The 24,657-nt window shown below is 44.1% G+C and carries 27 protein-coding genes; 18 read left to right on the top strand and 9 right to left on the bottom strand.

Annotated features, from left to right (window positions below; genetic code table 11):
* The first annotated feature begins 56 nt into the window (after nt 1–56).
* Genes uvrB through murJ form a run of 3 tightly spaced genes read left to right on the top strand, consistent with a single transcriptional unit; the run spans nt 57 to nt 5,570 of the window.
* Nucleotides 57–2,135, top strand: coding sequence for an excinuclease ABC subunit UvrB (uvrB, locus tag DOE51_RS11675; RefSeq protein ID WP_142696750.1), 2,079 nt, complete (start codon nt 57–59; stop codon nt 2,133–2,135).
* A complete protein-coding gene (uvrC, locus tag DOE51_RS11670; protein ID WP_142696749.1) occupies nt 2,122–4,011 on the top strand; it encodes an excinuclease ABC subunit UvrC in 1,890 nt (629 codons plus the stop codon). The genes uvrB and uvrC overlap by 14 nt, the downstream gene beginning before the upstream one ends.
* Nucleotides 4,008–5,570, top strand: a complete 1,563-nt coding sequence (murJ, locus tag DOE51_RS11665) for a murein biosynthesis integral membrane protein MurJ (protein WP_142696748.1) — start codon at nt 4,008–4,010, stop codon at nt 5,568–5,570. The genes uvrC and murJ overlap by 4 nt, the downstream gene beginning before the upstream one ends.
* A 14-nt stretch (nt 5,571–5,584) precedes the next feature.
* On the opposite strand, the gene DOE51_RS11660 is transcribed toward murJ, so the two are convergent.
* Nucleotides 5,585–6,106 (bottom strand): hypothetical protein, encoded by a 522-nt coding sequence (locus DOE51_RS11660; RefSeq protein ID WP_142696747.1) that lies wholly within the window; start codon nt 6,104–6,106, stop codon nt 5,585–5,587.
* 87 nt (nt 6,107–6,193) lie between these two features.
* Here DOE51_RS11660 and DOE51_RS11655 point away from each other — a divergent pair, with 87 nt between their 5' ends.
* Nucleotides 6,194–7,402 carry an MFS transporter gene (locus tag DOE51_RS11655; protein WP_142696746.1) on the top strand — a complete coding sequence of 403 codons (1,209 nt, stop codon included), beginning with the start codon at nt 6,194–6,196 and terminating at the stop codon, nt 7,400–7,402.
* Here DOE51_RS11655 and DOE51_RS11650 read toward each other — a convergent pair.
* Nucleotides 7,399–7,605 (bottom strand): hypothetical protein, encoded by a 207-nt coding sequence (locus DOE51_RS11650; RefSeq protein ID WP_142696745.1) that lies wholly within the window; start codon nt 7,603–7,605, stop codon nt 7,399–7,401. The two genes, DOE51_RS11655 and DOE51_RS11650, sit on opposite strands and share 4 nt — an antisense overlap.
* Nucleotides 7,606–7,768: 163 nt before the next feature.
* Here DOE51_RS11650 and DOE51_RS11645 point away from each other — a divergent pair, with 163 nt between their 5' ends.
* The 5 genes from DOE51_RS11645 (at nt 7,769) to DOE51_RS11625 (ending at nt 13,446) form a co-directional block, all read left to right on the top strand.
* Nucleotides 7,769–8,278, top strand: coding sequence for a hypothetical protein (locus DOE51_RS11645; protein ID WP_142696744.1), 510 nt, complete (start codon nt 7,769–7,771; stop codon nt 8,276–8,278).
* Complete coding sequence (locus DOE51_RS11640; RefSeq protein WP_142696743.1) at nt 8,236–9,552, top strand: nodulation protein NfeD; 1,317 nt, start codon at nt 8,236–8,238, stop codon at nt 9,550–9,552. The genes DOE51_RS11645 and DOE51_RS11640 overlap by 43 nt, the downstream gene beginning before the upstream one ends.
* Complete coding sequence (locus DOE51_RS11635) at nt 9,552–10,301, top strand: slipin family protein (RefSeq protein ID WP_142696742.1); 750 nt, start codon at nt 9,552–9,554, stop codon at nt 10,299–10,301. Before DOE51_RS11640 ends, DOE51_RS11635 begins: the two co-directional genes overlap by 1 nt.
* A 144-nt stretch (nt 10,302–10,445) precedes the next feature.
* Nucleotides 10,446–11,573: a SpoIID/LytB domain-containing protein gene (locus DOE51_RS11630; protein WP_246845046.1), complete on the top strand. Its 1,128-nt coding sequence runs from the start codon at nt 10,446–10,448 to the stop codon at nt 11,571–11,573.
* Nucleotides 11,574–11,610: 37 nt separating this feature from the next.
* Nucleotides 11,611–13,446, top strand: coding sequence for a hypothetical protein (locus tag DOE51_RS11625; RefSeq protein ID WP_142696740.1), 1,836 nt, complete (start codon nt 11,611–11,613; stop codon nt 13,444–13,446).
* A gap of 57 nt (nt 13,447–13,503) precedes the next feature.
* On the opposite strand, the gene DOE51_RS19240 is transcribed toward DOE51_RS11625, so the two are convergent.
* A complete protein-coding gene (locus DOE51_RS19240) occupies nt 13,504–13,842 on the bottom strand; it encodes a hypothetical protein (protein WP_142696739.1) in 339 nt (112 codons plus the stop codon).
* 50 nt (nt 13,843–13,892) lie between these two features.
* Between DOE51_RS19240 and DOE51_RS11615 the strand changes: the two genes are divergently transcribed.
* From DOE51_RS11615 to DOE51_RS11600, 4 genes are all read left to right on the top strand, one after another.
* Nucleotides 13,893–14,660 carry a hypothetical protein gene (locus tag DOE51_RS11615; RefSeq protein WP_142696738.1) on the top strand — a complete coding sequence of 256 codons (768 nt, stop codon included), beginning with the start codon at nt 13,893–13,895 and terminating at the stop codon, nt 14,658–14,660.
* A 71-nt stretch (nt 14,661–14,731) separates the two neighbouring features.
* A complete protein-coding gene (locus tag DOE51_RS11610) occupies nt 14,732–15,340 on the top strand; it encodes a hypothetical protein (protein WP_142696737.1) in 609 nt (202 codons plus the stop codon).
* A gap of 118 nt (nt 15,341–15,458) precedes the next feature.
* Entirely contained in the window at nt 15,459–16,337 is an 879-nt protein-coding gene (locus DOE51_RS11605) for a site-specific tyrosine recombinase (RefSeq protein ID WP_142696736.1), read from the top strand.
* 105 nt (nt 16,338–16,442) lie between these two features.
* Nucleotides 16,443–17,075: a carbonic anhydrase gene (locus tag DOE51_RS11600; RefSeq protein ID WP_142696735.1), complete on the top strand. Its 633-nt coding sequence runs from the start codon at nt 16,443–16,445 to the stop codon at nt 17,073–17,075.
* Here DOE51_RS11600 and DOE51_RS19370 read toward each other — a convergent pair.
* Complete coding sequence (locus tag DOE51_RS19370; RefSeq protein ID WP_256373168.1) at nt 17,072–17,203, bottom strand: hypothetical protein; 132 nt, start codon at nt 17,201–17,203, stop codon at nt 17,072–17,074. The two genes, DOE51_RS11600 and DOE51_RS19370, sit on opposite strands and share 4 nt — an antisense overlap.
* Nucleotides 17,204–17,288: 85 nt before the next feature.
* On the opposite strand from DOE51_RS19370, the gene DOE51_RS11595 reads away from it, so the two are divergent.
* Nucleotides 17,289–18,095 carry an ABC transporter substrate-binding protein gene (locus DOE51_RS11595; RefSeq protein WP_168196442.1) on the top strand — a complete coding sequence of 269 codons (807 nt, stop codon included), beginning with the start codon at nt 17,289–17,291 and terminating at the stop codon, nt 18,093–18,095.
* Here DOE51_RS11595 and DOE51_RS11590 read toward each other — a convergent pair.
* The 4 genes from DOE51_RS11590 to DOE51_RS11575 all read right to left on the bottom strand — a co-directional run bounded on the left by DOE51_RS11590 (nt 18,092) and on the right by DOE51_RS11575 (nt 20,763).
* The gene (locus DOE51_RS11590; protein WP_142696733.1) at nt 18,092–18,643 is read right to left on the bottom strand and encodes a hypothetical protein; all 552 of its coding nucleotides are present in this window, start codon (nt 18,641–18,643) and stop codon (nt 18,092–18,094) included. The two genes, DOE51_RS11595 and DOE51_RS11590, sit on opposite strands and share 4 nt — an antisense overlap.
* A 48-nt stretch (nt 18,644–18,691) precedes the next feature.
* Nucleotides 18,692–19,141, bottom strand: coding sequence for a hypothetical protein (locus tag DOE51_RS11585; protein WP_142696732.1), 450 nt, complete (start codon nt 19,139–19,141; stop codon nt 18,692–18,694).
* 82 nt (nt 19,142–19,223) lie between these two features.
* Entirely contained in the window at nt 19,224–19,982 is a 759-nt protein-coding gene (locus tag DOE51_RS11580) for a hypothetical protein (RefSeq protein WP_142696731.1), read from the bottom strand.
* A gap of 10 nt (nt 19,983–19,992) precedes the next feature.
* The gene (locus DOE51_RS11575; protein ID WP_142696730.1) at nt 19,993–20,763 is read right to left on the bottom strand and encodes an ABC transporter substrate-binding protein; all 771 of its coding nucleotides are present in this window, start codon (nt 20,761–20,763) and stop codon (nt 19,993–19,995) included.
* A 149-nt stretch (nt 20,764–20,912) separates the two neighbouring features.
* On the opposite strand from DOE51_RS11575, the gene DOE51_RS11570 reads away from it, so the two are divergent.
* The 3 genes from DOE51_RS11570 to DOE51_RS11560 all read left to right on the top strand — a co-directional run bounded on the left by DOE51_RS11570 (nt 20,913) and on the right by DOE51_RS11560 (nt 23,473).
* Nucleotides 20,913–21,341, top strand: coding sequence for a hypothetical protein (locus tag DOE51_RS11570; protein ID WP_142696729.1), 429 nt, complete (start codon nt 20,913–20,915; stop codon nt 21,339–21,341).
* Between the two features lie 141 nt (nt 21,342–21,482).
* Nucleotides 21,483–23,045 (top strand): hypothetical protein, encoded by a 1,563-nt coding sequence (locus tag DOE51_RS11565; protein ID WP_142696728.1) that lies wholly within the window; start codon nt 21,483–21,485, stop codon nt 23,043–23,045.
* On the top strand, nt 23,045–23,473 hold the full coding sequence (locus DOE51_RS11560; protein WP_142696727.1) for a hypothetical protein: 429 nt from the start codon (nt 23,045–23,047) through the stop codon (nt 23,471–23,473). The genes DOE51_RS11565 and DOE51_RS11560 overlap by 1 nt, the downstream gene beginning before the upstream one ends.
* Here DOE51_RS11560 and DOE51_RS11555 read toward each other — a convergent pair whose 3' ends face one another.
* On the bottom strand, nt 23,474–23,812 hold the full coding sequence (locus DOE51_RS11555) for an FKBP-type peptidyl-prolyl cis-trans isomerase (protein WP_142696726.1): 339 nt from the start codon (nt 23,810–23,812) through the stop codon (nt 23,474–23,476).
* Between the two features lie 45 nt (nt 23,813–23,857).
* On the opposite strand from DOE51_RS11555, the gene DOE51_RS11550 reads away from it, so the two are divergent.
* Complete coding sequence (locus DOE51_RS11550) at nt 23,858–24,601, top strand: class I SAM-dependent methyltransferase (protein WP_168196441.1); 744 nt, start codon at nt 23,858–23,860, stop codon at nt 24,599–24,601.
* Nucleotides 24,602–24,657 lie beyond the last annotated feature (56 nt).

The following is a 24,657-nucleotide window of genomic DNA, read 5'->3' as shown; positions in this document are numbered from 1 at the left end:
AGAGCGAGACCTTTAATTTCTAGAGAGAAATGCGCATTTTTGCTACAATCGGAGGGATGGCCAATACTTACAAAAAGAACTTCCAACTGGTGTCTGAATTCAAACCATCTGGCGATCAGCCAAAAGCGATCGAGCAGATGGTGCAAAACTTTGAAGCAGGATTAAAACATCAAACACTTCTTGGTGTGACTGGTTCAGGAAAAACATTTTCAATGGCGCATACAATTGCGCAAATGAATCAACCCGCGTTGATTCTGGCGCCGAATAAAACTTTGGCGGCGCAGCTGTATGCAGAGTTCAAAGAGTTGTTTCCAAAAAATGCAGTAGAGTATTTCGTCAGTTATTACGACTATTATCAGCCGGAAGCTTATATTCCTTCGACGGATACTTATATTGAAAAAGACTCTGCGATTAACGAACAGATTGATCGCATGCGCCACTCGGCGACGCGTTCATTGTTTGATCGTCGTGATGTTATTATCGTCAGTTCCGTATCGTGCATTTACGGTTTGGGTTCACCAGAAGCCTACGAAGGCATGATGATTCAGATCGTGTCGAATACGGAAATGAAGCGCGATCATTTGTTGCGTGAGCTTATCCGTGTTCAATATCAACGTAATAACGTTGATTTTTCACGCGGTACTGTTCGCGTGCGTGGTGATAATGTCGAAATTTTTCCACCGTATGAAGAAGAGCGCGCCGTGCGTGTTGAATTCTTCGGGGACTTCGTCGAACGCTTGTCGTGGATCGATCCATTAACTGGACAAGTTTTGGAAGAGATTGATCAAGTCGGTATTTATCCTGGAAGTCACTATGCGACCGGGGATGATAATATCAAGCGTGCGATCAAATCAATTCAAGATGAATTGCAAGTGACGCTGAAAGATTTGAATACAAATTTAAAATTTCTCGAGGCTCAGCGTCTTGAACAAAGAACTTATTATGACATCGAGATGATGGAGCAAATGGGATTCTGTCAGGGGATTGAAAATTACTCTCGTCATTTGACGGGACGTGGACCTGGAGAGCCACCTCCGACATTGCTTGAATACTTCCCTAAAGATTTCATCACGTTTATTGATGAGTCGCATGTGACCGTGCCACAAATCGGCGGTATGTATCGTGGAGACCGTGCGCGCAAAATGAACTTGGTCACTCATGGGTTCCGTTTGCCTTCCGCATTGGACAATCGACCACTTAATTTCCAAGAGTTCGAAAAGATGATGGACAAAGTGGTCTATGTGTCGGCGACTCCGGGAAATTATGAATTGCAAAAATCAGAAGGTATCATCGTTGAACAAATCATTCGTCCAACGGGTTTGATTGATCCGATTGTTGAAATTCGTCCTGTAAAACATCAGGTCGACGATTTGTTAAAAGAGATCCGCGAACGCATCAAATTGAAAGAGCGTGTCTTGATTACGACTTTGACGAAACGATCAGCGGAAGATTTGACTGAGTACTATGAAAATCTAGGTATCAAAGTCAAATACCTGCATAGCGATATCGATACATTGGAACGTACAGAAATTCTGCGTGATTTGCGTCTTGGTGTTTTTGATGTTCTGGTAGGTATCAACTTGCTGCGTGAAGGTTTGGATATTCCAGAGGTCAGCCTTGTGGGGATCACCGACGCCGATAAAGAAGGCTTCTTGCGTTCGGAAAGATCACTGATTCAAACGATCGGGCGTGCCGCTCGTAACTTGAATGGTCGTGTGATTTTGTATGCCGATGTCGTGACAGAAAGTATTGCGAAAGCCATGGGTGAAACAGATCGTCGTCGTCGTATTCAGCAAGAATACAATGAGGCCCACGGTATCACTCCGCAATCTATTAAGAAAAAAATCAGAGATGGCTTGGGCGAGGCGTTCGACGGATCGTTGGCGGCTAATCCATTGCAAGGTGAAAACAGAGAAACCGCAGTCTTTAATAAATTCTCGAAAGCTCCAGATAAGCTGCAAGAGGAAATTGCAAAACTTCGTAAACGCATGAAAGAATTGTCGGCAGACCTTGAATTCGAAGAAGCGGCGAAAGTGCGCGACGAAATCAAACGTTTGCAAATTGTTGAGCTGAATATTCGTAACGGCGAAGTAGAAGCCGATAGTGCAGAGGTAAACAAGGATGGCCTCAAGTAGGTTCGAGGAAATTCGCGATAAGGTAAAAGAGTTTCCTCTTTTACCCGGCGTCTACTTGATGAAAGGCGCTGGCGATAAAATTATTTATGTTGGTAAAGCGAAAGCGCTTCGTAACCGCGTGCGCAGTTATTTTATTGACAGTAAAGACCATTCGCCAAAAACTCGTCTGCTTGTTCAGAATATTCTTGAAGTTGAATATATTCTTACGAAAACCGAAGTCGAAGCGTTCCTGCTTGAAGCTTCGTTGATTAAAAAACACCGTCCCAAATACAACATTCGCCTGCGTGATGATAAAGCTTATCCGTACATTCGTTTTAGCTGGTCGGAAGAATTTCCGCGTTTGTATTTGGCGCGTAAGGTGAAAAAAGACGGTTCGTTGTATTTCGGTCCGTACACTTCGGGTTTTGCCGTGCAAGGCACGATTCGTTTTTTAAATCGTACCTTTAAGATTCGTGATTGTACTGATGTCATGTTTAAGACGCGTACTCGTCCTTGTATGACTTATCAAATTGGTCGTTGTACGGCACCGTGTGTGAAGTATGTCGGGCAAGAAGAGTACAAACAGGAAGTTGAAGGCGCGAAGCTCTTCCTTAAAGGGCAGAACAAAAAAGTCATCAAAACGATGAAAGAAAAGATGATGGCGGCGGCTGACGAAGAAAAATTCGAAGTGGCGGCCCGTCTACGTGATTCGATTGAATCTATCAAAGCTATTTTACAAAAGCAGTCGGTGATTAACGATACGACTGAAAAAGACCAAGATGCTGTCGGCTTCTATGGTGATGAACGTGGTTGTCTGATTGAAACTGTTCACGTTCGCGCGGGAAGAGTGATCGGTACAAGACCGCATTTCTTACCGCACTTTGATCCCAACGACCCGGCTGAAGATCACCGCGAGTGGCTGGTCGATTTCATGAATCAATACTATGACGATAACTTCATTCCAGATGAAGTGCTTTTGCCTTTGGATATTGGTTCCGATTTAAGCAAGTTGATGGAAGAAGTTCTTAAAGAACGTTCTGACCATAAAGTAACGGTGCGCTTTGCAACGGATGAGCGTGGTCGTAACTTAGTTGATATGGCTAACGAAAATGCCAAGGCTCATTTGTTAAAACATGTTTCTAAATCGGAAGAAAAACTTCGTGGTTTGGAAGAGATCAAAGAAAAATTAGGTCTGCCAGATATGCCTCGCCGTATCGAATGTTACGATATTTCGACGTTCCAAGGTGCGGAAACGGTGGCTTCACAAGTTGTCTTTGAAGAAGGTGTTCCTGCGAAGGAGCACTACCGCCGTTATAAAATTAAAACGGTTGAAGGTATCAATGACTTCGCGTCCATGTACGAAGTTCTATCTCGTCGCTTCAAACATACTGAATACGAGGATCCAAATTTGATCGTGATCGACGGTGGTAAAGGGCAGTTGTCTCAAGCCATCAAAATTTTGGAAGAGATCGGGCGAAAAGACATCCCAGTTGTCGGCTTAGCGAAAGCTCGTACTGAAAGCGATTTCCAAAAGCAGGAAGTCGAGTCGACAGAAGAGCGCTTCTTCCTTCCGGGGCGTCAAAACCCTGTGGTGTTTAAAAATAACTCCGAGGCGTTCTATATCCTGACGGGTATTCGTGACGAAGCCCATCGTTTCGCGATCACTTATCATCGTAAGCTGCGTGAAAACACGTCGATTGAAAGTGAATTGGATTACGTTGTCGGCCTGGGTGAAAAAAGAAAGAAAACTCTTTTGACTCAGTACAACTCTATTGATGAAATCAGAATGGCCGAGCCAGGAGATATCGCCAAGCTGAAAGGATTCAATCGAGTTCTTGCAGAACGTATCATCCTGCAATTGAACGATTCTGAAGAAGAAGAGATAGAAGCAGAATGAGAAACCACGCGCTGTTAGTTGGATTGGGAATATTTTTTAGTCGTATTGCAGGCCTTGTCCGAGAGCGCGTATTTGCTCACTACTTTGGTAACTCTGATGCCGGGGACGCTTTCAAAGCGGCTCTTAAAATTCCCAACTTCTTACAGAATCTTTTCGGTGAAGGCGTTCTTTCTGCAAGCTTCATCCCAGTTTATGCCCAGCTTCTAGCAAAAAAACATGAAGAGGAAGCCGCAAAGGTGGCCTCTGTTATTGGTAGCTTGTTATTCGTGATGACGTCGTTCTTGGTTTTAGGCGGAGTCTTCGCAACGCCGGCATTGATTGATTTGATCGCACCGGGTTTCGTTGGTGAAAAACGTCTTCTAACTATCAAGATCGTACAAATTCTTTTCCCAGGCACGGGCTTCTTGGTGATGTCGGCTTGGTGTTTGGGGATTTTGAATTCTCATAAAAAGTTTTTCCTTTCTTACGTGGCCCCGGTAATCTGGAATTTGACGATCATCGTGACGTTATGGATTTGGGGAAGCAAACAAGTTCAATTTGATTTAGCGTTAACAGTTTCTTGGGGTTTGGTTGCGGGAAGCTTCTTGCAATTCTTTGTGCAATTGCCATCGGCTTTGCGTTTAGGAAAAAAAATCATTCCTTCACTGGATGTGAAATTATCCAGCGTTAGAACGATTGTCAGAAACTTTGTACCGGTGGTGGTTTCTCGTGGTGTGGTGCAAGTCAGTGCTTACATCGATAATATGTTGGCATCACTATTACCCACGGGTGCGGTTTCGTCTTTGGCCTATGCGCAGACCCTTTATCTTTTACCGGTCAGTCTTTTTGGGATGAGTGTGTCCGCGGCAGAATTGCCAACGATGTCGCAAGCGACGGGCAGTGAAGAGGAAATCCGTGGTTATTTGAACGAACGCTTAAATCGTGGTCTTCAGCAAATCGCGTTTTTTATCATTCCTTCGGTAGTTGCGTTTTTATTGTTGGGTGATTTGATCGTTGGTGCTGTTTTCCAAACAGGCCAGTTCGATGCAAATAGCACGCGCACTGTGTGGTTGGTATTGATCGGTTCGACGGTGGGCTTATTGGCGTCGACACTAGGTCGGTTGTATTCGTCGACTTTTTATTCTTTGAAAGATACACGAACGCCGTTAAAGTTTGCGATCGTACGTGTGGTTGCAACAACTGCGTTGGGAATTCTGTTTGGTTTTTATTTGCCGAAAGCCATGGGGCTTGAAGCTTCATGGGGGACTCCGGGGTTGACGGCGTCAGCAGGTCTTGCTGGTTGGATTGAGTTCTTTTTCTTAAGAAAAGCTTTGAATAAGAAAATCGGTCAGACGGGCTTGCCATTTACTTTCCAATTGAAAGTTTGGGCGATTGCTTTAGTTAGTGCGGGAATTCCAGCGGCGATTGCGCATTTTATTTTGCCAGAGCATATGCATGTGATTATCAAAGCGGTGATTGCAGTTGCGATCTATGGCTTGCTCTATTTCTCTTTGGGTTATGCTTTGAAAGTCGAGCAAGCTCATAGCTTCTTACAAAAAATTCTACGTCGTTTGAAATAGGTCGCGAAAGCGACCTACCAACGTGTGCCCCAACCATAAAGGTTCACGATAAAGTTTCCGGCACTTGTTCTGAAAATCAATTGGCCACTATAGCTGCCTTGATACCATGGGCGGAATTGCACCCAAACGTTGCATTGATAGCCTGGAGGCAAAACATGTGGGCAGTTGGCGTTGCCGTAAAAACCTTGGCCGTATAAATCAATTCTATTCAGATACAAATTTCCTGATCCCGTGCTTCGTAAATAGAAATTTGCCGAACGCACAGAGTTCACGGGCACTTGGCCGAAGTTATAATTGTAGTACTGATTCCCCGGATTTGGATTACCTGGATATTGTGGTGGTCGAGGGTCATGAGGTTTCTGTGGTTCAGGACTGTTGCCATCATCAGGAAGAGGTTCCGGCAGACCCTGTATTTGCAGCGGAGTTAAAACTCCATCCGCGGAGACGAGTTCGAACTTTGCTTCGTTTGCAAATGTTGAAAGTGAAATCAAAAAAGTGGCTAGTGTGAGTATCCAAGCTTTTATAGACGCTTTCATAGACCTCTCCTTGTGTGGGCTGATGAATTTATTTTTCTAGAAGAACAAGTTGGTCGCAAAGTAAATCCACTGTATGCTTTTCTTGTCATGAAAGAATCAGTCTGGTCTCCGCTTAAAATTTCAGTCTATCGCTCGTTTTGGATCTGTGCTTTTTTGTCAAATCTTGGAACATGGGTTCAAGACGTGGCGGCAAGTTGGGTGATGACACATCTGTCGACATCGCCTTTGGTGATTTCACTTTTGTCTTTCACGGCAAATCTGCCGGTCGTTTTTTTAAGCATCCCTGCAGGCTTTGTCGCAGATCAGGGGCATCGTCGTCGCATTCTTTTAATTGCTCAGACAATGATGTTTTTTTCCGCGGGAATTCTTGCGTTTTTGGTGTGGCAAGAAAAGATCACCGAAGGATCTTTGCTTATTCTTTCCTTGGTGATGGGCGTGGGTTTTGCTTTGACGAATCCAGCCTTTCAATCTGTTTTGACGGATCTTGTACCGACAGAATCGCAGGCCCAAGCGGTGCTGGTGTATTATATGGGAATTAACATCACACGTGTGTTGGGTCCTACTTTGGGCGGCGGTATCTTAAGCGGTTTTGGTCCTGAGTGGGCGTTCTTGTTAAATGCTCTGTCATTCTTAGGTTTGATTTTATTTTTTGTGCGTTGGCCCGTTAAAGAAGCCGTTGAACAGAAAAAAGAAATTCATTGGTCCCAATCAGAGTGGAGATTTTTATTCTCTTTGCACAACATGAAGTTGTGGGTTGAGATTTTCATCGTCACTTTCTTTGCGAGTGCCTTGTGGGCTTTGTATCCAACACGCGGTCGTGTTGAGTTGGGTTTAAGCAGCTTGCAATATGGTTCTCTTTTAGGCTTCTTAGGTTTGGGCGCATGTTTCAGCGCTGTGTATTCAGATAAAATCATGCAACCACACAAAACGGATTCATCATTATCGGGTGCTTATATCGTTTATGCCGTGGGCCTGCTTTTGATGGGCCTAGCACCGAGTTATGTGTTTATGTGTGAAGCGATGTTTTTTGCTGGGATCGGTTGGTTGATTCTTGCGACCTTGATGAACATGAGTTCCCGACAGCTCACGGGAAAATCACATTTGAAAGCAACGATGCTGGGAGTTTTCTTAGCAGTCTTTTATGCAGGGATGGCTTTAGGGGCCGTCAGTTGGGGAGCGTTCGCGCGCTTTAGTTCCACATCAAAGGCGCTCGTTGTGGCGGCAGTAGGCTTATCGATTACGGGATTTTATAAATTTGCAAAATCCCGCATGAATAAAATAACAGCTACAAATTAGTGAACGCGGTGATGACTTGTTTCGCGTTCTTTTGCGCACACAGGACATTTTGCTTCTTCAGCAAGCACGCAGATTTCTGAATCTTGGCGATAGCTGAATTCAACAGGGGCACCACATAGCTCACAATTGTTGACAGCCTGTTTGAAGCTTTCTCTTTTGATAAATTCTTCAGTCGGGATGATGTTGAATTTGAAAACTCCCATGGTGGCCTCCTCTAGCTTGAATTGCTTATCGGATGTTTTTGTCTCAACTTGAGGCATTTCTTTGCGTCCTTATATACAGAGTCATTTGTAAGACCTTCCAGCGCAGGGCGCTAAACACCGGTTTTAATAGTCTATGGTCTAGGACGAGAGTATTCTTCGTCCCATGAAGGATTACATTCAATATCTTGAAGAGGTTTTAGGCTTACAAAAAGTCATGATCTCTGACGGAGCCGGAGCACCGGTTGTTACAAACGAAGCCGCTAAAACTCAGTTCTTTACTGAGCAAGGTTCGTTCAGTCCTTCAAACATCCAACACTTCGAATTGATCTTTTTAAATATCCTTACGCAAGCTAAAGAAAGTTTGTTCCTGCCAGAAACGAAAGATCTTTTTGGCAAGATGAAGGCTGCAATGAAGCTGCGTAACCTGCAAGTTTTGGAACTCGATTGCACGGTCGATGATCGTTCACAATTGCCGTCAGAGCTTGCAAAGATTTGTGAAAGCAAAGTTGTTGTTGTGTTTAGTTCTTTCCCAAAAGATATCGGCGAGTTGATTTTCAAAGGGCCTGGTAAGTGGATTGAAACTTACAGTCCTGCGTATTTGCTTGAGGATGCGGGAGCGAAAAAAGTTGTATGGAACGATTTGCAAAAAGTTATGCGCGAGCTGGGTATTTGAAGTTCGTTCTTCCACTAGTAATCATGTTACTAGCAGGAACGGCCAAAGCTACTTGCACATTAGCACTGACAGTTAACGAAGCGATTTCAGCTTCAACCTCTGATTATTTAGAACGTGCAGAAAAGCGCGCACTTGAAAACAAGTGCGAGTCCATTTTGTTGCGTGTGAATACTCCGGGTGGAAGTTTGCAAAGTACACGTTTAATCGTGTCGCGCATTTTAGCGTCACCCATTCCGTATTTGTGTTTGATCACACCCAGTGGCGGTCACGCGGGCAGTGCGGGGGCCATTATTCTGCAAGCCTGTCACGTGAATGGCGGATTGGTCGCAACGAATATCGGTGCGGCGACTCCGATCTTGGGCAGTGGTGAAAAAATTCCTGACGATCTTAGAAATAAAATGATCAATGACACTGTCAGTTGGCTTGATGGCATCACCACGCTTCGTAAACGCAATCTGAAGTTTTCAAAAGAAATCGTGACGGAAGCGAAGGCCTTAAGCAGTGAAGAAGCCTTGAAACAAGGTGCCCTTGATATTGTTGCGAATAATGAAACGGAATTTTTAAAACAAGCGCAGGGCCGTAAAACTCTTTTAGGCGAGAAAAAAGAAAGCACCGTTGAAGTGGGCGATCTGCAAGAGTTCGAGCCAGATCTGCGCTATAAAGTTTTAAGTTTCGTTGCGGATCCTGAATTTGCCTACATTCTTTTTATGGGCAGTTTGGCGTTGTTGTATGTCGAGTTGACTCATCCCGGGTTGATTGCTCCGGGAGTGATTGGTGGTTTGGGCATCGTGCTTTCAATGGTCGCTTTCCACAAACTTGATGTGATGTGGGGAGGACTTGCGCTGATCCTTCTAGGAATCGCATTCCTGATTGCGGAATTGTTCCTGCCAAGTTTTGGCGCTTTGGGTATCGGTGGTCTGATCGCGGTGTTTGTGGGAAGTTTGTTTTTATATGATCCGCAGACGACGGGTTATCACTTGCCGTATTCGATCATCACGCCGGTCGTGTTGATCCTTGGAGTTTTTGTTTTAGGTTTAGGTTATTTGGCGTTTGGCACTTTTAAGTTGAAGCGCCGTGATTTGGATACTGATCTGCAAAGTGCAGAAGGAACCGTAGTGACGACCGAAAGCAACGGTCATCGTGGTCAGATTCAAATCATGGGTGAGACTTGGAAGTATGTCTCTGAAGATTCATTGACAGTGGGTGATCATGTGTCGGTCACAGCTCGTCAGGGTCTAACTTTAAATGTGAAAAGAAATAAAAGGAGTCCGTAATGGAATTTCTAATAGCGATAGTAATTATTGGTGCAATTGTATTTAGTTCGATGGTGAAAATCTTGAACGACTGGGAACGTGGCGTGGTTTTGCGCCTTGGCCGTGCCGTGGGCGTGCGTGGACCGGGTCTGATTTTATTGATTCCGTTCATTGAACGTATGATTAAAATCGACACTCGTACAGTGGCGATGGATGTTCCACCGCAAGACGTGATCACTCGTGATAACGTTAGTATGCAAGTGAATGCTGTTGTGTACTTCAAGGTGACGTCACCGCTTGAAGCGATCACGCGTATTGAAGACTATTACTTCGCGACAAGTCAGTTGGCACAAACGACATTGCGTTCAGTGATGGGGCAATATGCTTTGGATGACGTCCTTGAACACCGTGATAAAATCAATACAGCCTTGCAAGCGATTCTTGATAAGCACACGGAAGCGTGGGGCGTAAAGGTCACGATGGTTGAAGTTAAACAAATCGATCTTCCAAAAGAAATGCAAAGAGCGATGGCTCGTGAAGCGGAAGCAGAGCGTGAGCGTCGTGCAAAAGTGATCTCTGCCGACGGTGAAGTGCAGCGTGCGCAGAAATTGGCTGAAGCGTCACAAACTTTGGCGAGCTCGCCATCTGCATTACAATTGGCCTACATGCAGACTCTGACAGAGATCGCAGGCGATAAGTCGAATACGATCTTGTTCCCATTGCCAATGGATTTGGTTAAACCGTTCATGCAATTGGAAAACAAAAACTAGACTTTCATCCTTTCTAAAATCTTAGTTAAATATCTAAAGGCAGAGCACGGATCGCTCTGCCTTTTTTTTCGTTAGCGCAAGCTAAGGTAAAACTCTAGGGATGGGGAAGCGATTTTGCGAATTTTGTGGGCGTTTATTGGTTTTTTGAGCGTTTTTATTTTGTCGTTATCGGACGCTCAATCCGCGCAACTGCATCCTGATCTTGTTCGTGTTCGCTTAATGACCGCTGGAAAGAAAATAAAAGTTTCTGGTGTCGGTCTTAAATTCCAAAGTCTGTCACAAGCCATTCAACAAGTTTCCATCCCCATGAACAATCAAGCTGAAATCCGTCTGTTACAAAAAGATGGTAAGAACTTTTGGGGTTTAAAAATCAACAGCCAAGATTACGAACATCTTTTTGCGGAAAAGTATTTCGTTATTCAAGGCGAATCAATGCGTATCGGTACGCAAACATTGCCAGATAAAGTTTTGCTTTCAAGTAGCGGCTCATCAAAAGTGGATGTTGTTGGTGTTTTGCCTTTGGATGAATACGTGATCGGTGTTCTTTCAAGTGAAATGCCGTCGTCATGGCCACTTGAAACTTTGAAAGCACAAGCGGTTGCGATTCGATCTTATACTTTGGCGGTGATGAGTGAACGTAAAGATCGCGCTTATCACGTTGAAAGCAGCGTGATGGATCAAGTCTTCCGTCATGTTTTAGGTGATGAAGAAGCAGAGTTGAAACTTAAGAAAGCAATTCAAGCCGTTAAAGAAACAGAAGGCATGAAGTTGATCGGCCCTGATCGTCATGTGCTAAAAGCGTTCTATCATTCCGATTGTGGTGGTCGCACGACGACTGCCAAAAATGTATGGCAAGGTGGCGTTGATGCGGGGGTTGCAGTGGATAGCTCCTGCCCAACGGGACCGCACTCGATTTGGAATTTCAAAATCAGTAAAGAGAACATGGCGAAACGTCTGAATGTTGCAAGCTTCACCAGCATGGTATTGGTGAAGTCTAAGGCCGACAATCGCGTGCAGGAAGTGCGTGTGGCGTTGAATGACGGAACTTCCAAGTCTTTCTCTGCGAATGAATTCCGTCAGATCTTGGGCTTTCAGGAATTGCGTAGTACGGCTTTTGATTTGAAAGTCGAAGCGGGGCAATTGTTATTCAATGGCAAAGGCTTCGGTCATGGGGTCGGGCTTTGCCAGTGGGGAAGTCGAGTTCTGGGAACTCGTGGAGCAACGTTTAAGGAAATTCTGACCCATTATTATCCATTAGCTCGACTTAAGTAGATCGTGCGTTTCCCTAAGTGTCCCGATAAGTATTCCAATGAAATACTTAAGCATCATCGTCCTAACATCACTATTTGCAAGCTCAACTCATTCTTTTGCGACAGAAGCCGATGGCGCCTGTCTGAATTGTTCCGAAGCCGGGGGCGGTACAGCAGCCAAATTAAATACTGCGGTCGATGCCATTGCAAAAGCGATTAAACCACAGGACGCTCATTGGATTGATGCGAACTTTTTCGTCGATACAAAGCCTGTGGGTAAAGAGCTAGATGTCGTTTTCAAAAATCCCAGCGATTTAAATTTATCACAAAGCCAAATGACAAAAGTGTGGGGAGTCTATTCTGATTTTCTGAATCAGAAAAATCTGACGGACGCGTTGAAAGTCGTCAATGGTCAAGGCAAGAACTTACAGCACGAAGAAAAGCTATTACTTCTAAGTATGGTGGGCAGTCGCTTATCCAGCGGCTATAGCTCTACGGGAAAAGAAAATAAAGACATCAACTCGGTTTACATGAACGCCGTGAAAGCGGGCAGTGAAGGTGGCGTGTGTGGTGATATTCATAAACTTCTTGGTGAAGTCGCAAAAAACTTAGGCTTCGAGGCCGTCGGTCGCCATACCGGTCAATGGCAGCAGAACTTAGATAAAGACAATGCCGGCGGTCATGCGATCTTGCATTTCCGTGATCCCAAAACGGGCGAATACTATGTGCAGAATTATTCGCAAGTGTACAACACGCGCCAAAAAACTTTGCAATCGGCAGTCGATGTTTCAACAAAAGTTTTAGGTGTCTTGCACGGTCAAACTTATGTTGAATCTCGTCCTGGAAAGTTGCACGAATACGTACCTGCAACGGCGCAATGGGTAGAAAACCAAATCAAAGGTGTTGCTGGTTTTAAACCGGACGCTTCGGTTGCAACTGTAAAAATCGGCGAACATGAAAAGACGTTGGCGCTGCAAATGGGCACTGAAAATATAAAAGGCTTCATGCTAAGCAGCCGTGTGAACACCGATGAAGGCACATACCAACTGGATGCTGCCGGTCTTGCAACTCGTGGTGAATATAAAAAAGAATTTAAAGATCGTATGATTGATGAAGTGAAAGTGACTTCGGAAGCTTACGGTGGTGCACTTCGCTTATCGGCTCCTGGTTTTGATGCGTGGTCTGATACTTACAAACAAGGCGAGCGCAATACGTTCTTCTTTGGTGGTAACATCAAAGGAACAGCGCGTGTGAATGATACGACAGGGAAGATTGAAATCAATTCTGTGAATTTGGATTTCAAACCCAAAGGTGGCGATCAAACAAAAACAACAACAGCGGGAACTCGTACAGAAGTAAAAGCTGGTGTGGAGCATGAGTGGAAAGATTTAAATCTTAAAGCTTCGGCTGATCGTACATGGGGTTTCATCCCTGTTGAAATCGAACAAAAACACCGTCCTAAAATGCAAACGACATATGACCGTGTTGGTATCGTTTACGATACAAGTAAGCCCGATAAAAAAGAAGCCTACTTGGTAGTTGGCGCCGACGTTTATTTCTTAGAAGGTGTGAACGTTAATTCCGCAGTGGCGGTGAAGAATTCTATCAAAGCCGTTTTGCCGACAGAAAAGTTAGGCACGTTTACGATTGCTGCGGACCTTGGCAAGATCGTTTCAAATAAAAGCAAAGATCCGTTCTATGACACGGTTCCAACAACTTCAGTGGGCATTGATTGGAATAAGCAATTAAACAAGATGCTCGATGTCGGCTTCAATGTTAGTTACACAAAAGGAACGCAAATTCAGCCGTTCGGAGTTATCGGTCCTGTCACACCTGTGATGGGCGGGCCCGAAAAGAAAGTTCAAGGAATGGTTTACTTGCACGGCAAATTCTAGAAATAAAAAAAGGCGCTGTGCAAGCGCCTTTTTAATTCAAGGTCTGAAATTCTTTTTTTAGAATCCCATAAAGACTCGGGCTGCAAACATGAACACTGCGCCCAAGATAATTACGTTCGTTGCTGTTACTGTCATGGCTTTATCCTTATAAAAAATGTCAAAGTTTTGATACAAGTCCCATTTCGGTAAAACGATGAAAATTCTTAAATATTTCTTTTTTTGTCGAAGTTTTGGTCTAGCTTTTTGAGACAGTGGTGCCCCTTTTGCGCACCCTCCACAAGGTTTAGACGATAAGCACCCCTCTGTTTCGCTCTGAGAATACCTGGGATTTCCTATATAAAACCACAACTTACGCCGTTTTTTCTGACTTGGCATACGCATAGCAATAGTATCCATACGAGAGGTGACCACTAACGGTGCACCACTTAATAAGAAGAGAGGCTGTTATGAAAAATCTCAACACTAAGCTTATGATCCTTCTAGCTGGTATCTCCTTGATGGGAGTTGGTTGCAGCAAGAATCAATTGCAAGCTAGCGACTCTACGGCAGTCGTAGATGGGAATACAGCAACTGGCGTAACTCCACTTGCACCAGACTCTACTGATTCATCTTCATCAGCTTCTGGTTACACAAACTCAGCAGCATTCACTCCAGTGTCTTTGCAAGAGTTCAACTCTTACGTAGCAACACATCCATTGAATGCGCCGACTAACTTTAAAGTGACGATGAACTTGCAAAACAACGGAAGCAATCGTTACGGTGGTACAGTTCAGATCTCTTATACAGATACTGGCTACACATACAACGGTACTTTCACTGCAGGCACAGGTAACAACGTATCGATCAAGACTTTGAAAGATAACGACACTCCAGAAGCGCAATTCAACTACTGGTATTCGTCTTCTTCTGGTCCGGTGTTCTCTGGTTTCTTCCAAGATTCTTACGGATCGATCGTAGTGATCGTTGATAAATATGTAAGTGTATCTGGTGGTGACGCTCAAGGTGGCGCTAATGTGATCTCTGGTTCAATCTACTACAAGAACTTTGCACAATCTTATGCGACTCAATCGCCATACAGAAAATGCTGGTTCATTTATGATGGTCCATACAACTGCCGCTCTTCAGCGATCATCAACAAGACTTCTTTGGTACCAGATGGTTACAGAAAATTGGGAACATTCTCTTACATGAGCAAATCAGCAGTGTTCCAATAATAGATAGATAAACGGATAAAGAATTTTAAAAACGAACTAAAACACTAGAAAAGAGTTACTTGGAGAGAATTATGGAAACGCTTAACAAAAAGACTTTAAGTTTTTCTACAAAACTTTTCGGCAGAGCAGTAGCAACATTAGCACTTATCTTCACGATGGCTGCTTGTGGAAATAAAGGTGGCGATAGCAACAATAGCAATTACCTTTGGGGTGCAAATTGTGCAACTTGCGTAACATCTTTAGGAAATGGCACTGCGATTGACGTGTTTAACGCTAGCAACGCAACTCGCATCGCAAATCTTGTTAATATGCAACTTATTGTAAATGGATCGACGTTCGTTCCAGGTGCAAGTTCATCTTACAATTTGTATACGGGCCCAGTTGCAGTATCAGGAACTTTCACATTGTCTCAGATGGCAGCAGATCCAGCGACAGGTCAATGTGCGATTCCAGCAGGCAGCTACACTGTGCAAACAGCTTCGATCGGTCAAATGTCTTTGGGTTCAATCGAGCTTCCTGATTTGATCACGACAAATGGTGTGCAAATCAGAATGTCTCTTCGTGGTGGCGTTCTTTATAAAGATGCGATGACGCAAAGAACTCGTTTGTTCGGTTCACTTTACATCACAAGTGTAAATGGTATTCCTTGCTCGAATGCTTTCTCTGATACTTTGAACTAATTCTTAAAGAAAAACTAAAAACAAAACACCGAAACCCTGAGTTCATAACTCGGGGTTTCTTCTTTTATAGTCCATAATATCTGTTGCGCTTAGAGGAAAGTCTGGGTCTAATGGTTATATGGAATTACCTCTTTGGATCGACTTCTTTGATGAACTTCAGAATGTGCGAGGACGTTCCCAGAATACGGTGATGGCTTATCGTCGTGATTTGGAACTTTACATCGAATACTCAAAAACAAATAAATCAGTGAGCGGCTTTTATGAGTTTATGAAAAAACATAAACTTTCAACGCGTTCACAAGCGCGCGTGATTTCTTCTTTACGCACGTACTTTAAGTTCTGCGAATCGCGTGGTCAGAAATGCCCAGAGCTTCGTGAACTAAAACCACCTAAAGTAAAAGTAGGTCTTCCGAAAGTTTTGACTCCGCAAGAGTTCCAGCAACTTTTTGATGCAGCTGAAGTGAATGACCCTGTAAAGACAGCACGTAATCAATTGACGTTGTTGTTCTTGTACGGATTGGGTTGTCGTGTGTCAGAGCTTATCGCTTTGAATGTGACTGATTTTAATGCGACAGACCGTTGGATTAAAGTATTAGGTAAAGGCAGCAAAGAACGTTTGGTGCCTTTGACTGAAAAGTTAGCAGAAGAGTTAACGAAATACTTGAAGGATTCACGTGGCACTTTGCTTAAAGAAAACTCACCAAGTATTTTGATTAACGATCGCGGTCATCGTCCATCACGTGTTGACGTGTGGAGATGGTTGGCGGCGTGGTCTTTGCGCGCAGGTTTCGCAGAGCCGGTGAATCCGCACAGATTCCGTCATGGTTGCGCGACAGCGTTGCTTGAAGGCGGTGCTGACTTGCGTTCGATTCAAATGTTGTTGGGGCACGCAAGTATCCAGACGACTCAGATTTACACGAACGTGACGACAAATACGATGACTCGCACAATTGAAGAGCATCATCCGCTATCTCAGCTTCAACCGGTTGAGAAATAGACTCTTAAGTAAACAATGTCGGGGCGACAACACGCCCCGGCAAAAATCGCACTATTTTATCAACAGTGAATTCCTCATGAGTTATAACAGAAGTGAGGGAAAATTATGTCTGATGAAGTCAATAAGCTCGTAAGCGGCTTTCATAAATTTCGTACGAAGTACTTCCTTAAAGATACAGAGTTGTATCATCAACTCAGCACAGAAGGTCAGTCTCCAAAAACTTTGATTATTGGTTGCAGTGACTCGCGTGTCGATCCAGCTCTTTTAACACAAGCAAATCCTGGTGATATCTTCGTGATTCGTAACGTGGCGAACTTGGTTCCTCCTTACGAAGTTGGCGGTGGATTCCACGGGGTCAGTTCGGCGATTGAGTTCGCGGTGAATGGCTTGAAGGTTGAAAACATCATTGTGATCGGTCACGAGCAGTGTGGCGGTATTAACGCTCTTTTAAAAGGCAATACAAGCCGTACTGATAGCTTTATTTCATCGTGGGTTGATATCGCGAAAGAAGCAAAGATTGAAGTTTTGCGTGAACTGCCAAATGCGCCAGAGAAAGTGCAGTTGGATGCCTGCGCTAAAAAAGCAGTCTTGATTTCAATGGAAAATTTGATGAGCTTCCCATTTATTCAAGAGCGTATGCAAAATCATGGCTTGAAAATCTACGGTTGGTTCTTTGAATTAGAACAGGGTCGTATGCTTGAGTTTAACTACGAACAAAGAAAGTTCGTAGAAATCTAAACTTCACGCACTAAAAATAAATAAGTGCAGATGATGATTCCGACGATTCCTAAAAGAACGGCTCCTAGGATGAATAAAAGTCCTAGGGCTTGTTTTCTGCGTTCCTGGTAACTTGATGTTTCTTCCATGGGGCGAACCTATCTAAGATTTACAGTATTTACAATAATTGTTTGTAAGTTGCGTGTTCCATTCTCATCCGCTAGGTTCCCCCGTATGAGCTTGTTAAGAAAAATCCTGTATACTTCTGCATTTTTCGGTTTGTTTTCTGTTTTTTCTAAACAAGAAATCGCTTTTGCCGTCGTTAAATATGATCCTCCATTTTCAGTTGTCACTTCGGATTTTCCTCCATTTAGCTATCTAAAAAACGGACAGCCGTCAGGGGTCATGGTCGACATCATTCAGGAAGTTCTGAAAGAGCTTGAAAACGACGGTAAGTTGCCAAAGATAAGTGACGTGCAAATTAACTTTGTGCCATGGAAGCGTGCCTATCGCATGGCCAGTGAAGGCACGAATGTTATGCTTTTCCCGATGGGTATTAATCCGGAACGTAACAAGCAGTTTGCATGGGTCGGACCGCGTTTTCCGCGTTCTATTTGGATTTATTCTTTAAAGACTGACAAGACACACGCTCTAAAAAAGCAGGATTTTAAGGGCAAGCTTGTTGGTATTGTGCGCGGCTATTCTTGGGATAAAGACTTGCGCGATATTTCTGCGATTCCTGATGAAACTGTGGATGATCGTATGTTGGTGCGAAAACTTGCAGGTCACCGCATGGATTACATTGCGATGGATGAAGAAGTTCTAAGATATACACTGCAGTTGATGAAAGACACCGATCCATTTGTTCGGGATTTGAAACTAGAAAAGGTATATCCATTGTTCGCTGGGGGAGAAAGAACGTTTGGTCTTTCGAAAACAAGCGACCAAGATTTGATCGCTCGATTGCAAAGCGCTTATCTAAGACTCGAAAAGCGCGGCACAATTAAAAAGATCTGTAAGCGCTACGATATTCGCTACTAGTGTTTTAGCATGCGGCAGAATAGCAACGATGACATGCCAGCGTTGCCGTCTGCTTGACGACCAATGACGAGCATTGAATTTTGGTCGGCCGAATTTCTAAACCAATAACGCAATTCCGATTTCTCGCCCACATAAGCAAGTTCTGCATGATCTGGTTCTAAAATACCTTCGGCACCTTTAGAGCCGCGCAAGATCAACTCACTTTTCGTTTCTTCGGGAGTTAAGCCCGCATAAGGATCGGATTCATAAAAGAAACCAAAAATGCCCATGATGTAAAGTGGTGCTGACTTTTGAAATACAAAAGCGCCAAAGTGGGCATAATCAGGATTGTACATTGAATTCAAATGAAAGCATTTGCCGCTGTAGGCAGAAAGATCCGCTTGCGCAAACTGGGCTGTGCCTTGTTTATAGTCTTCAATAATCGCAAGCATCGGTTCAGAACAGCTATTGCCGTTGCAGAACTGCGTCGGGTCTGGAGAAAAAGTATGAGCCGCAAAGGCAGATGAATTTAGAAGTGAAACCAGAATTGCAAGTGCGAATGTTTTCAAAGGAGCCTCCTCCTTTATGGTTTCAATCGCACTTGGTGCTGTCAATGACTAGTTACAAACACTTTGTGAAGCCAGATATGGAACATCTGGTGTGATCACGTAATTCGAAAATAAATCTTGATTCACATTGTGATCATAGTAATTGCCGAACGACGTATACAGATAAGGAATGATTTCAGTAGGTGCCATAGCCGTCACAAAGCGAGTTGGCGACAGACTTACGAAGCGCACATAGCCTGGCTTCACAACGCCCACCGCGCCAAAATCAGAAAGAATATGATTTTCGGGCGCGCCTTGAGTTTTAAACAACATGTAAGGAGTATAGCGAGCCCAGTCTTCTTTCACATCGACCGTGATCTGCATTGTGCAACGACCATTCACACAGTTTTTTAAGGCCGCCTCACGCAATACGATTAAACAATTGCGATCCGCCTGTTCTTGGAGTGCGAAAGCGAAATTAGAAAAAGATAACAAGGCAATCACCAGTAGATGCTTCATGAGTTTCTCCTGCTTTGAATGGGGAAGAGAAGTTTTTAGCATCTTGATTCTGGATCGAGCAGTTACAATGAGGAAATTAAGCTTATTGTTGTTGTGATGGTGTTGTTGAGTTTTTCGTATTACGAAGTTTGGCGTTAAAGTCGGCGACTTTGCCAAGACCGACGCTCGCCCAATAACGACGAGGAACTCCGTTTGTAAGCAATTGTGGTTTCACTTGTGCTGACACCAATGCAACAAGGGCAACGGCTAAAACGACGAAGGCAAAGCCATGCCATGTGCCTTTTAAATCTGCGGAACTAAGTTCAACGTTGAAGATCGTCGCAAATAACAAATACAACCAAATTCCAAAGTGCCAGCCCCATGATGGAAGTCCGTGGAATGAAGGATCGTGCAAAAACGCGCGGCCACCTGGAATCACAAAATAAAAATACGTCAGAAGCAATGCCGGCCCAATAACTAACGGCGCGATACCAATGAACAGATTGCCCATCGCTTGCCAAAGTTTTGGAATATACAACAACCAAAAATTCGGCGCTGGACGCGGGCTTGCTGTCACATGTCCGTGCGAGCCGTTTTTACCGCTGATATCAAGAAAACGCACATCTTCGATTTTATAAAAAAACAACCACGCCGCTAACAAGTGGCTGAGTTCGTGAATCATAATGCCGGGGCCGAACAGAATCACAAAAGCTTTCGGGCCAATGACGGCAGAGATGTTCGAACGAAATTTGCTGGAAGTCCAATTCAGAATGAACCCCAAAACAAAAAGCCCAACAGAAATAAAAGCCAATAAGATCAAGGCTTCCAACGTAAAATAAAAAAGGGCTTTATTGAAGTGCATCCTTCATATGTTAGGGGTGTTGATTTCCGTGAGTCAAATAGGACTCGACGTCTTTCGCAAATTCCTGGGGATTTACGTGGCGATTGAATTCTTTCATGATGGCGGCGTTGCGAGGCGTGTTCTTTAAAGCAATGCCGTACTTGTTAACCAGAATCGGTTTGGCATTGATTTCCAATTTACCGCGATACGGTTGCAGCTCTTTTTCTTTGGCCATGGAGTATTGAAAAACGGTGGCATCCATAAAGATCATATCAACGCGTTTGTTTGCAAGCTTCAACAAGTTGGAAACATCGCTCGTTGTTGTTTCAATGTTTAGTTTCTTTGCCTCGTACAACTCTTTAATCCCGGGACGGAGTTCAATGCCAACGACATTGCCTGCCGTATAAGGTGACAGGTCACTGAATTTGCTCCAGTGAATGGGTTTGTCTTTACGTTGTATGATGACCCATGGGGTTTCAGAAACGATGTCGGAGTAAATAAAATTTGGAACGTCCTGATCGGAATAGGGGAAGAAACCATCGATGGTATCAGATTTGGCGGCCGTGATTTTTGCGCGGGTCCACGGAGCAAAATCAATCACCAGCGTATAACCCATTTTCGCGAAAATTTTACGAAGAGCCCAAACAGCAGCCCCTTGATCTTTCATAGACTCTGACATGTAAGGAGGGCTTTCGCCGGTAATTAAATGCAGCTCTTTAGTCGGCTTTGGCGGCGTTTCTGCGAAGGCTGGCGGGCTCGCGGTGAAGCTTAAAAGCAATAGATAAGATAAGATCGTCTTCATAACGTGCGGGTGACCTCGTGGAGTATAGTTTTTATTCAATGGAACGTCCCTGTACAGTCAAAGTTTATTGATAATCCTGCTTAGATTTAATGTTCGATGCCGAAGTTTATTACTTTCTTCTATAGGGGAAGTAGGCTATGACTCGGGCCATGAAAATGATCGTCTTTTTTCTTACGTTGATGTCGGCACAACTCGCCTTTGCAGATCACTATGAATTCTTCGTTCGTAACGGTGCTTTGCTTTTGTCTATTGATATTCCTGCGACAAGCAGTCGTTTTGCTCAGCCCATTCGTGTGGAAGTTCGCGACTCACAAACTCATGAACTCGTTGAACGTGAAAATACGTGGGTTGAAGTCAGTTATTATCTGCCAGGAACAAAATTCGAAACGACGATGAATCCAATGAACGGTTATTTAGATCGTTGCCAAGCAACTGTTCCCGGTCGTGTGTGCGGGACAATGCATTTCGCCCAACCGGGCAAGTGGAATATTGCTGTTAGCTTTAAAGAATTCCACGGCGATACAGAGTCGCAAGTGTACGCTGTCTATGTCGACGGTTATATTCCAACGCCTCGCTAGACATTTTCTTAGCCAAGCAAACTGAAACAAAAACGAGAGCTTTCTTCGGAAGGCTCTTTTTTTATATCTATCTTAGGTCCTGTTTCATCAGATTTCAGAAAATCTGGTGAGTGATCAATTCTTTCTCGATATCCTCATCATATGAAACACATATCTCTGGTTTTGGCGATGGGCTTGGGGTTAGGACTTCAAGCAGGGGCGGCAGACAGTCCTCTTTGTGAGGATGCTGCGAAATTAACTTGTACTCCTGGCAGTTACAACGACGGCACAGGTACCGTGACGTTGAAGTCGGATGCATTTACAGAAGCAGCCGACAAAGCCGCAGAGAGTTTGAAAAAAGTTGAACCAAAACTTCAGTCAGAAATTCAAGCTTACTTAAAAAATAATACTTACTTCAAGCGTGTTGCTTCCGCGGGATTGGGCTTAGATATTTCTCCGGATTGTCAGGCGAAAGAAGCCGCCAATCAGAAAGCTTGTGAAGACAATATCGTCACGGGGCTCGTGGAGCTTGCGAAAAAATCGATGAATCCGCAAATGATCTACGGTGTTTACGGTGCAGGTGGCGGATATGGCGGTGGTTATGGCGGCATGATGGGCGATGGTGGTCAACCAACGACGGGTGGCGCGCAAACTGGGCAACCGGGAACGGGTCAACAAACCAGTCCTTATGGCACTAATTACGGTATGACAGCTGATATGCAAAATATGATGTACGTGATGAGCGATAAGGGCTTCCGCGATATCATCGGGGACGGCATGAAAGCGGTTAATGATAACAGTGTGAGCACGCGTTCAACAAAATTGATTCAAGATAAAATCTTCCCTGACGTTAAATCTCTTTTAGTTAAGAAAATTTCTGAGCTGCCAATTGCTGAAGATAAAAAACAGTTGATGATGGATAAAGTTAAAGGCATTCGCTTCGGCGGTACGGACTGTTCAATCATGGGTGTTGCTGGTGTCAGCGAAACGTTTATGCCCAATGCTTTCTATAGCCCGACAGAACAAAGCTTTACTGTATGCAAAGGTTTTTTAGGCGACAATCTTTCTGAATTTGGAATGTCGATGTTTATCGCGCATGAGTTGGCTCATAGTATTGATCCCTGTGGGCTTTCGACGGCGCCAGAAGGTGTTGGTATCACTTATTCGTCATTTAAGCCTTTGGCTGAAAAAGAAAAAGAATATCCAATCACAGGTTTGATTTCTTGTTTGCGTTCAGAAAAATCTATGAATGCGGTTCACAAAGATTTACCGCCAAGTAAAGCGGCGGAATCTTCGAAAGAATCCGTGGCTGCAAGCATGTGTGAAAACGATCAGATTGGTGAAGCGGTTGCTGATTGGTTTGGTACGGAGGTGATGGCTGCGTATATCACAAAGAACCATCCGAACCTGACGAAGACACAATGGCAAAACGGTGTCACAAACGTATTTAGAACGGCGTGTTCAGCACCGAATCAACCAGCAGCACTGTGGGATGAGCATCCAAGCGTTCCGACACGTGTGAATGCGGGTGTATTGCAAAATCCAATTGTCAGACAGAAAATGGGTTGTTCACCATCGAATACTCGAGTTTACTGTGATGCAACTAATCCAGATGCGATGGCTCAGAAAACGGCAGCTCCAAAAGGTCGCGTGCAAATGACATTTCCAGCACACGGTGACCCGGCAACAACAAGTCCTGCGACTTCAAACGGAGGAGTTCAATAATGAAAAAATTAATCTCTATCGCGATCTTTTCATTGTTAGCATCTAGTGTGTTTGCAAAGCCGATTAAAAAGCCATTACGTGCGCCGACAAGCGTGCCCGCAGTGGGGGGCTTTAAGTTTGAAGTAAAGTACGGGGATAAACTGACAGAGTTTTATGTGTGGTCAGATAAGCAAGGAAAGTATTTTTCGGCCGCTCAGAATGGCAGATCTAATACCGGCAATTTGTCAGAGAAAAATTATAACTTTTTGACTGCGGAATCAGCGAAGATTGTGGCCTTGCCTAAAACGAGTGCGAAATCTTGTCCGACTTCGCACATGAAAATTTCTGCCAAGGGTGGTTCGCAAGTTCAAGCTTCTTGTTTGGGAGCGAAGAACAAAACGACTCAACGTATGGCAGAAATGGCGAACGTCTTGTCGTTGTTGCTATAATTATTCGCGCGGACGAACTTCAATAATCTCAACATCAAAAAGCAAATTCGAATGGGGCGGAATAAGCCCCTTTTGTCTTTCTTGGTAACCCAGTGCCGCTGGCACAAACAGATGCCTTTTGCCGCCTTCTCGTGCGCCCATAAGGCCTTGATCCCAGCCTTTGATCACTTTGCCTGAACCAATCACAAATTGAAATGGGCGACCGTGTTTGTACGAAGAATCGAAAATCGTTCCATCTTCCAGGCGGCCTTCATAATGACAAATGACCAACGCGCCTTTGACGATTTGAACGCCAGCGCCAACAACCGTATCCGTAATTTGCAATTCATTTTTATCCATGCAACAGGTATAAAAGTAACAGCAGTTAAAATCAAGGATGGTTCCATGAAAGCTTATTATCACGAGCATGAAAACGCCTATCGCCAAATCAAACAAAAAGGTCTTGTCGGCTGGGGCAATGCGCGTTCCTTGGATGAGTTAGGTGATGACTTAACTAAACGCTATGTGACCGAAACTGTTCAGAAGCATTTCGCAAATCCTTCTGCACATACGGCCTTGGATCTTGGCTGTGGAACAGGCACGACAGCTTTCATTTTAGCGAAGTTAGGTTTTCAAGTTTTAGGTGTCGATGTTTCCGAGACTGCCATTGAAATGGCGAAAGAGCTGACTGCGCAACAAGGTTTGCAAATTTCGTATGCGGTGACCGACATTCTGGATTTATCGAAGCTTCAAAAAAAGTTTGATCTTATTTACGATAGTCACTGCCTTCACTGCATTGTTTTTGAAGAAGATCGCAAAGCCGTATTTAACGGGATTCAAAATATTTTGCGTCCCGGGGGAATCTTTATTCTTGATACGATGGCGCACTCGCCGGATATGAATATTACTGGAACTTTTGATACTCTTCGTTTTGATGAGAATTATATCTTATGGCACAAGACTTCGATGTTAGATCGTAGGGGGTTGGTTGAAATTGATGGCCAGCATTGGTGTGCGCAACGTCGCGTTTATCCCAAAGAAATTTTATTAAAAGAAGTTGCGGATGCAGGATTTAAAGTCGTCTCAGAGTTTCTTGAAGAACAGTCCGACAAGCATCCCTCGATGCTCCGTTTGGTTCTTTCGCTCTAAGCGTCTGGGGAGTTGCTGGAAAATCGCCAATAAATGTTGGTAATGTCTTCAATTTC

The organism is Bdellovibrio sp. NC01, assembly GCF_006874625.1.
Lineage (GTDB): Bacteria > Bdellovibrionota > Bdellovibrionia > Bdellovibrionales > Bdellovibrionaceae > Bdellovibrio.
The sequence above is the reverse complement of the archived record's forward strand: the minus strand, read 5'-3'. Positions and strand labels throughout refer to the sequence as shown.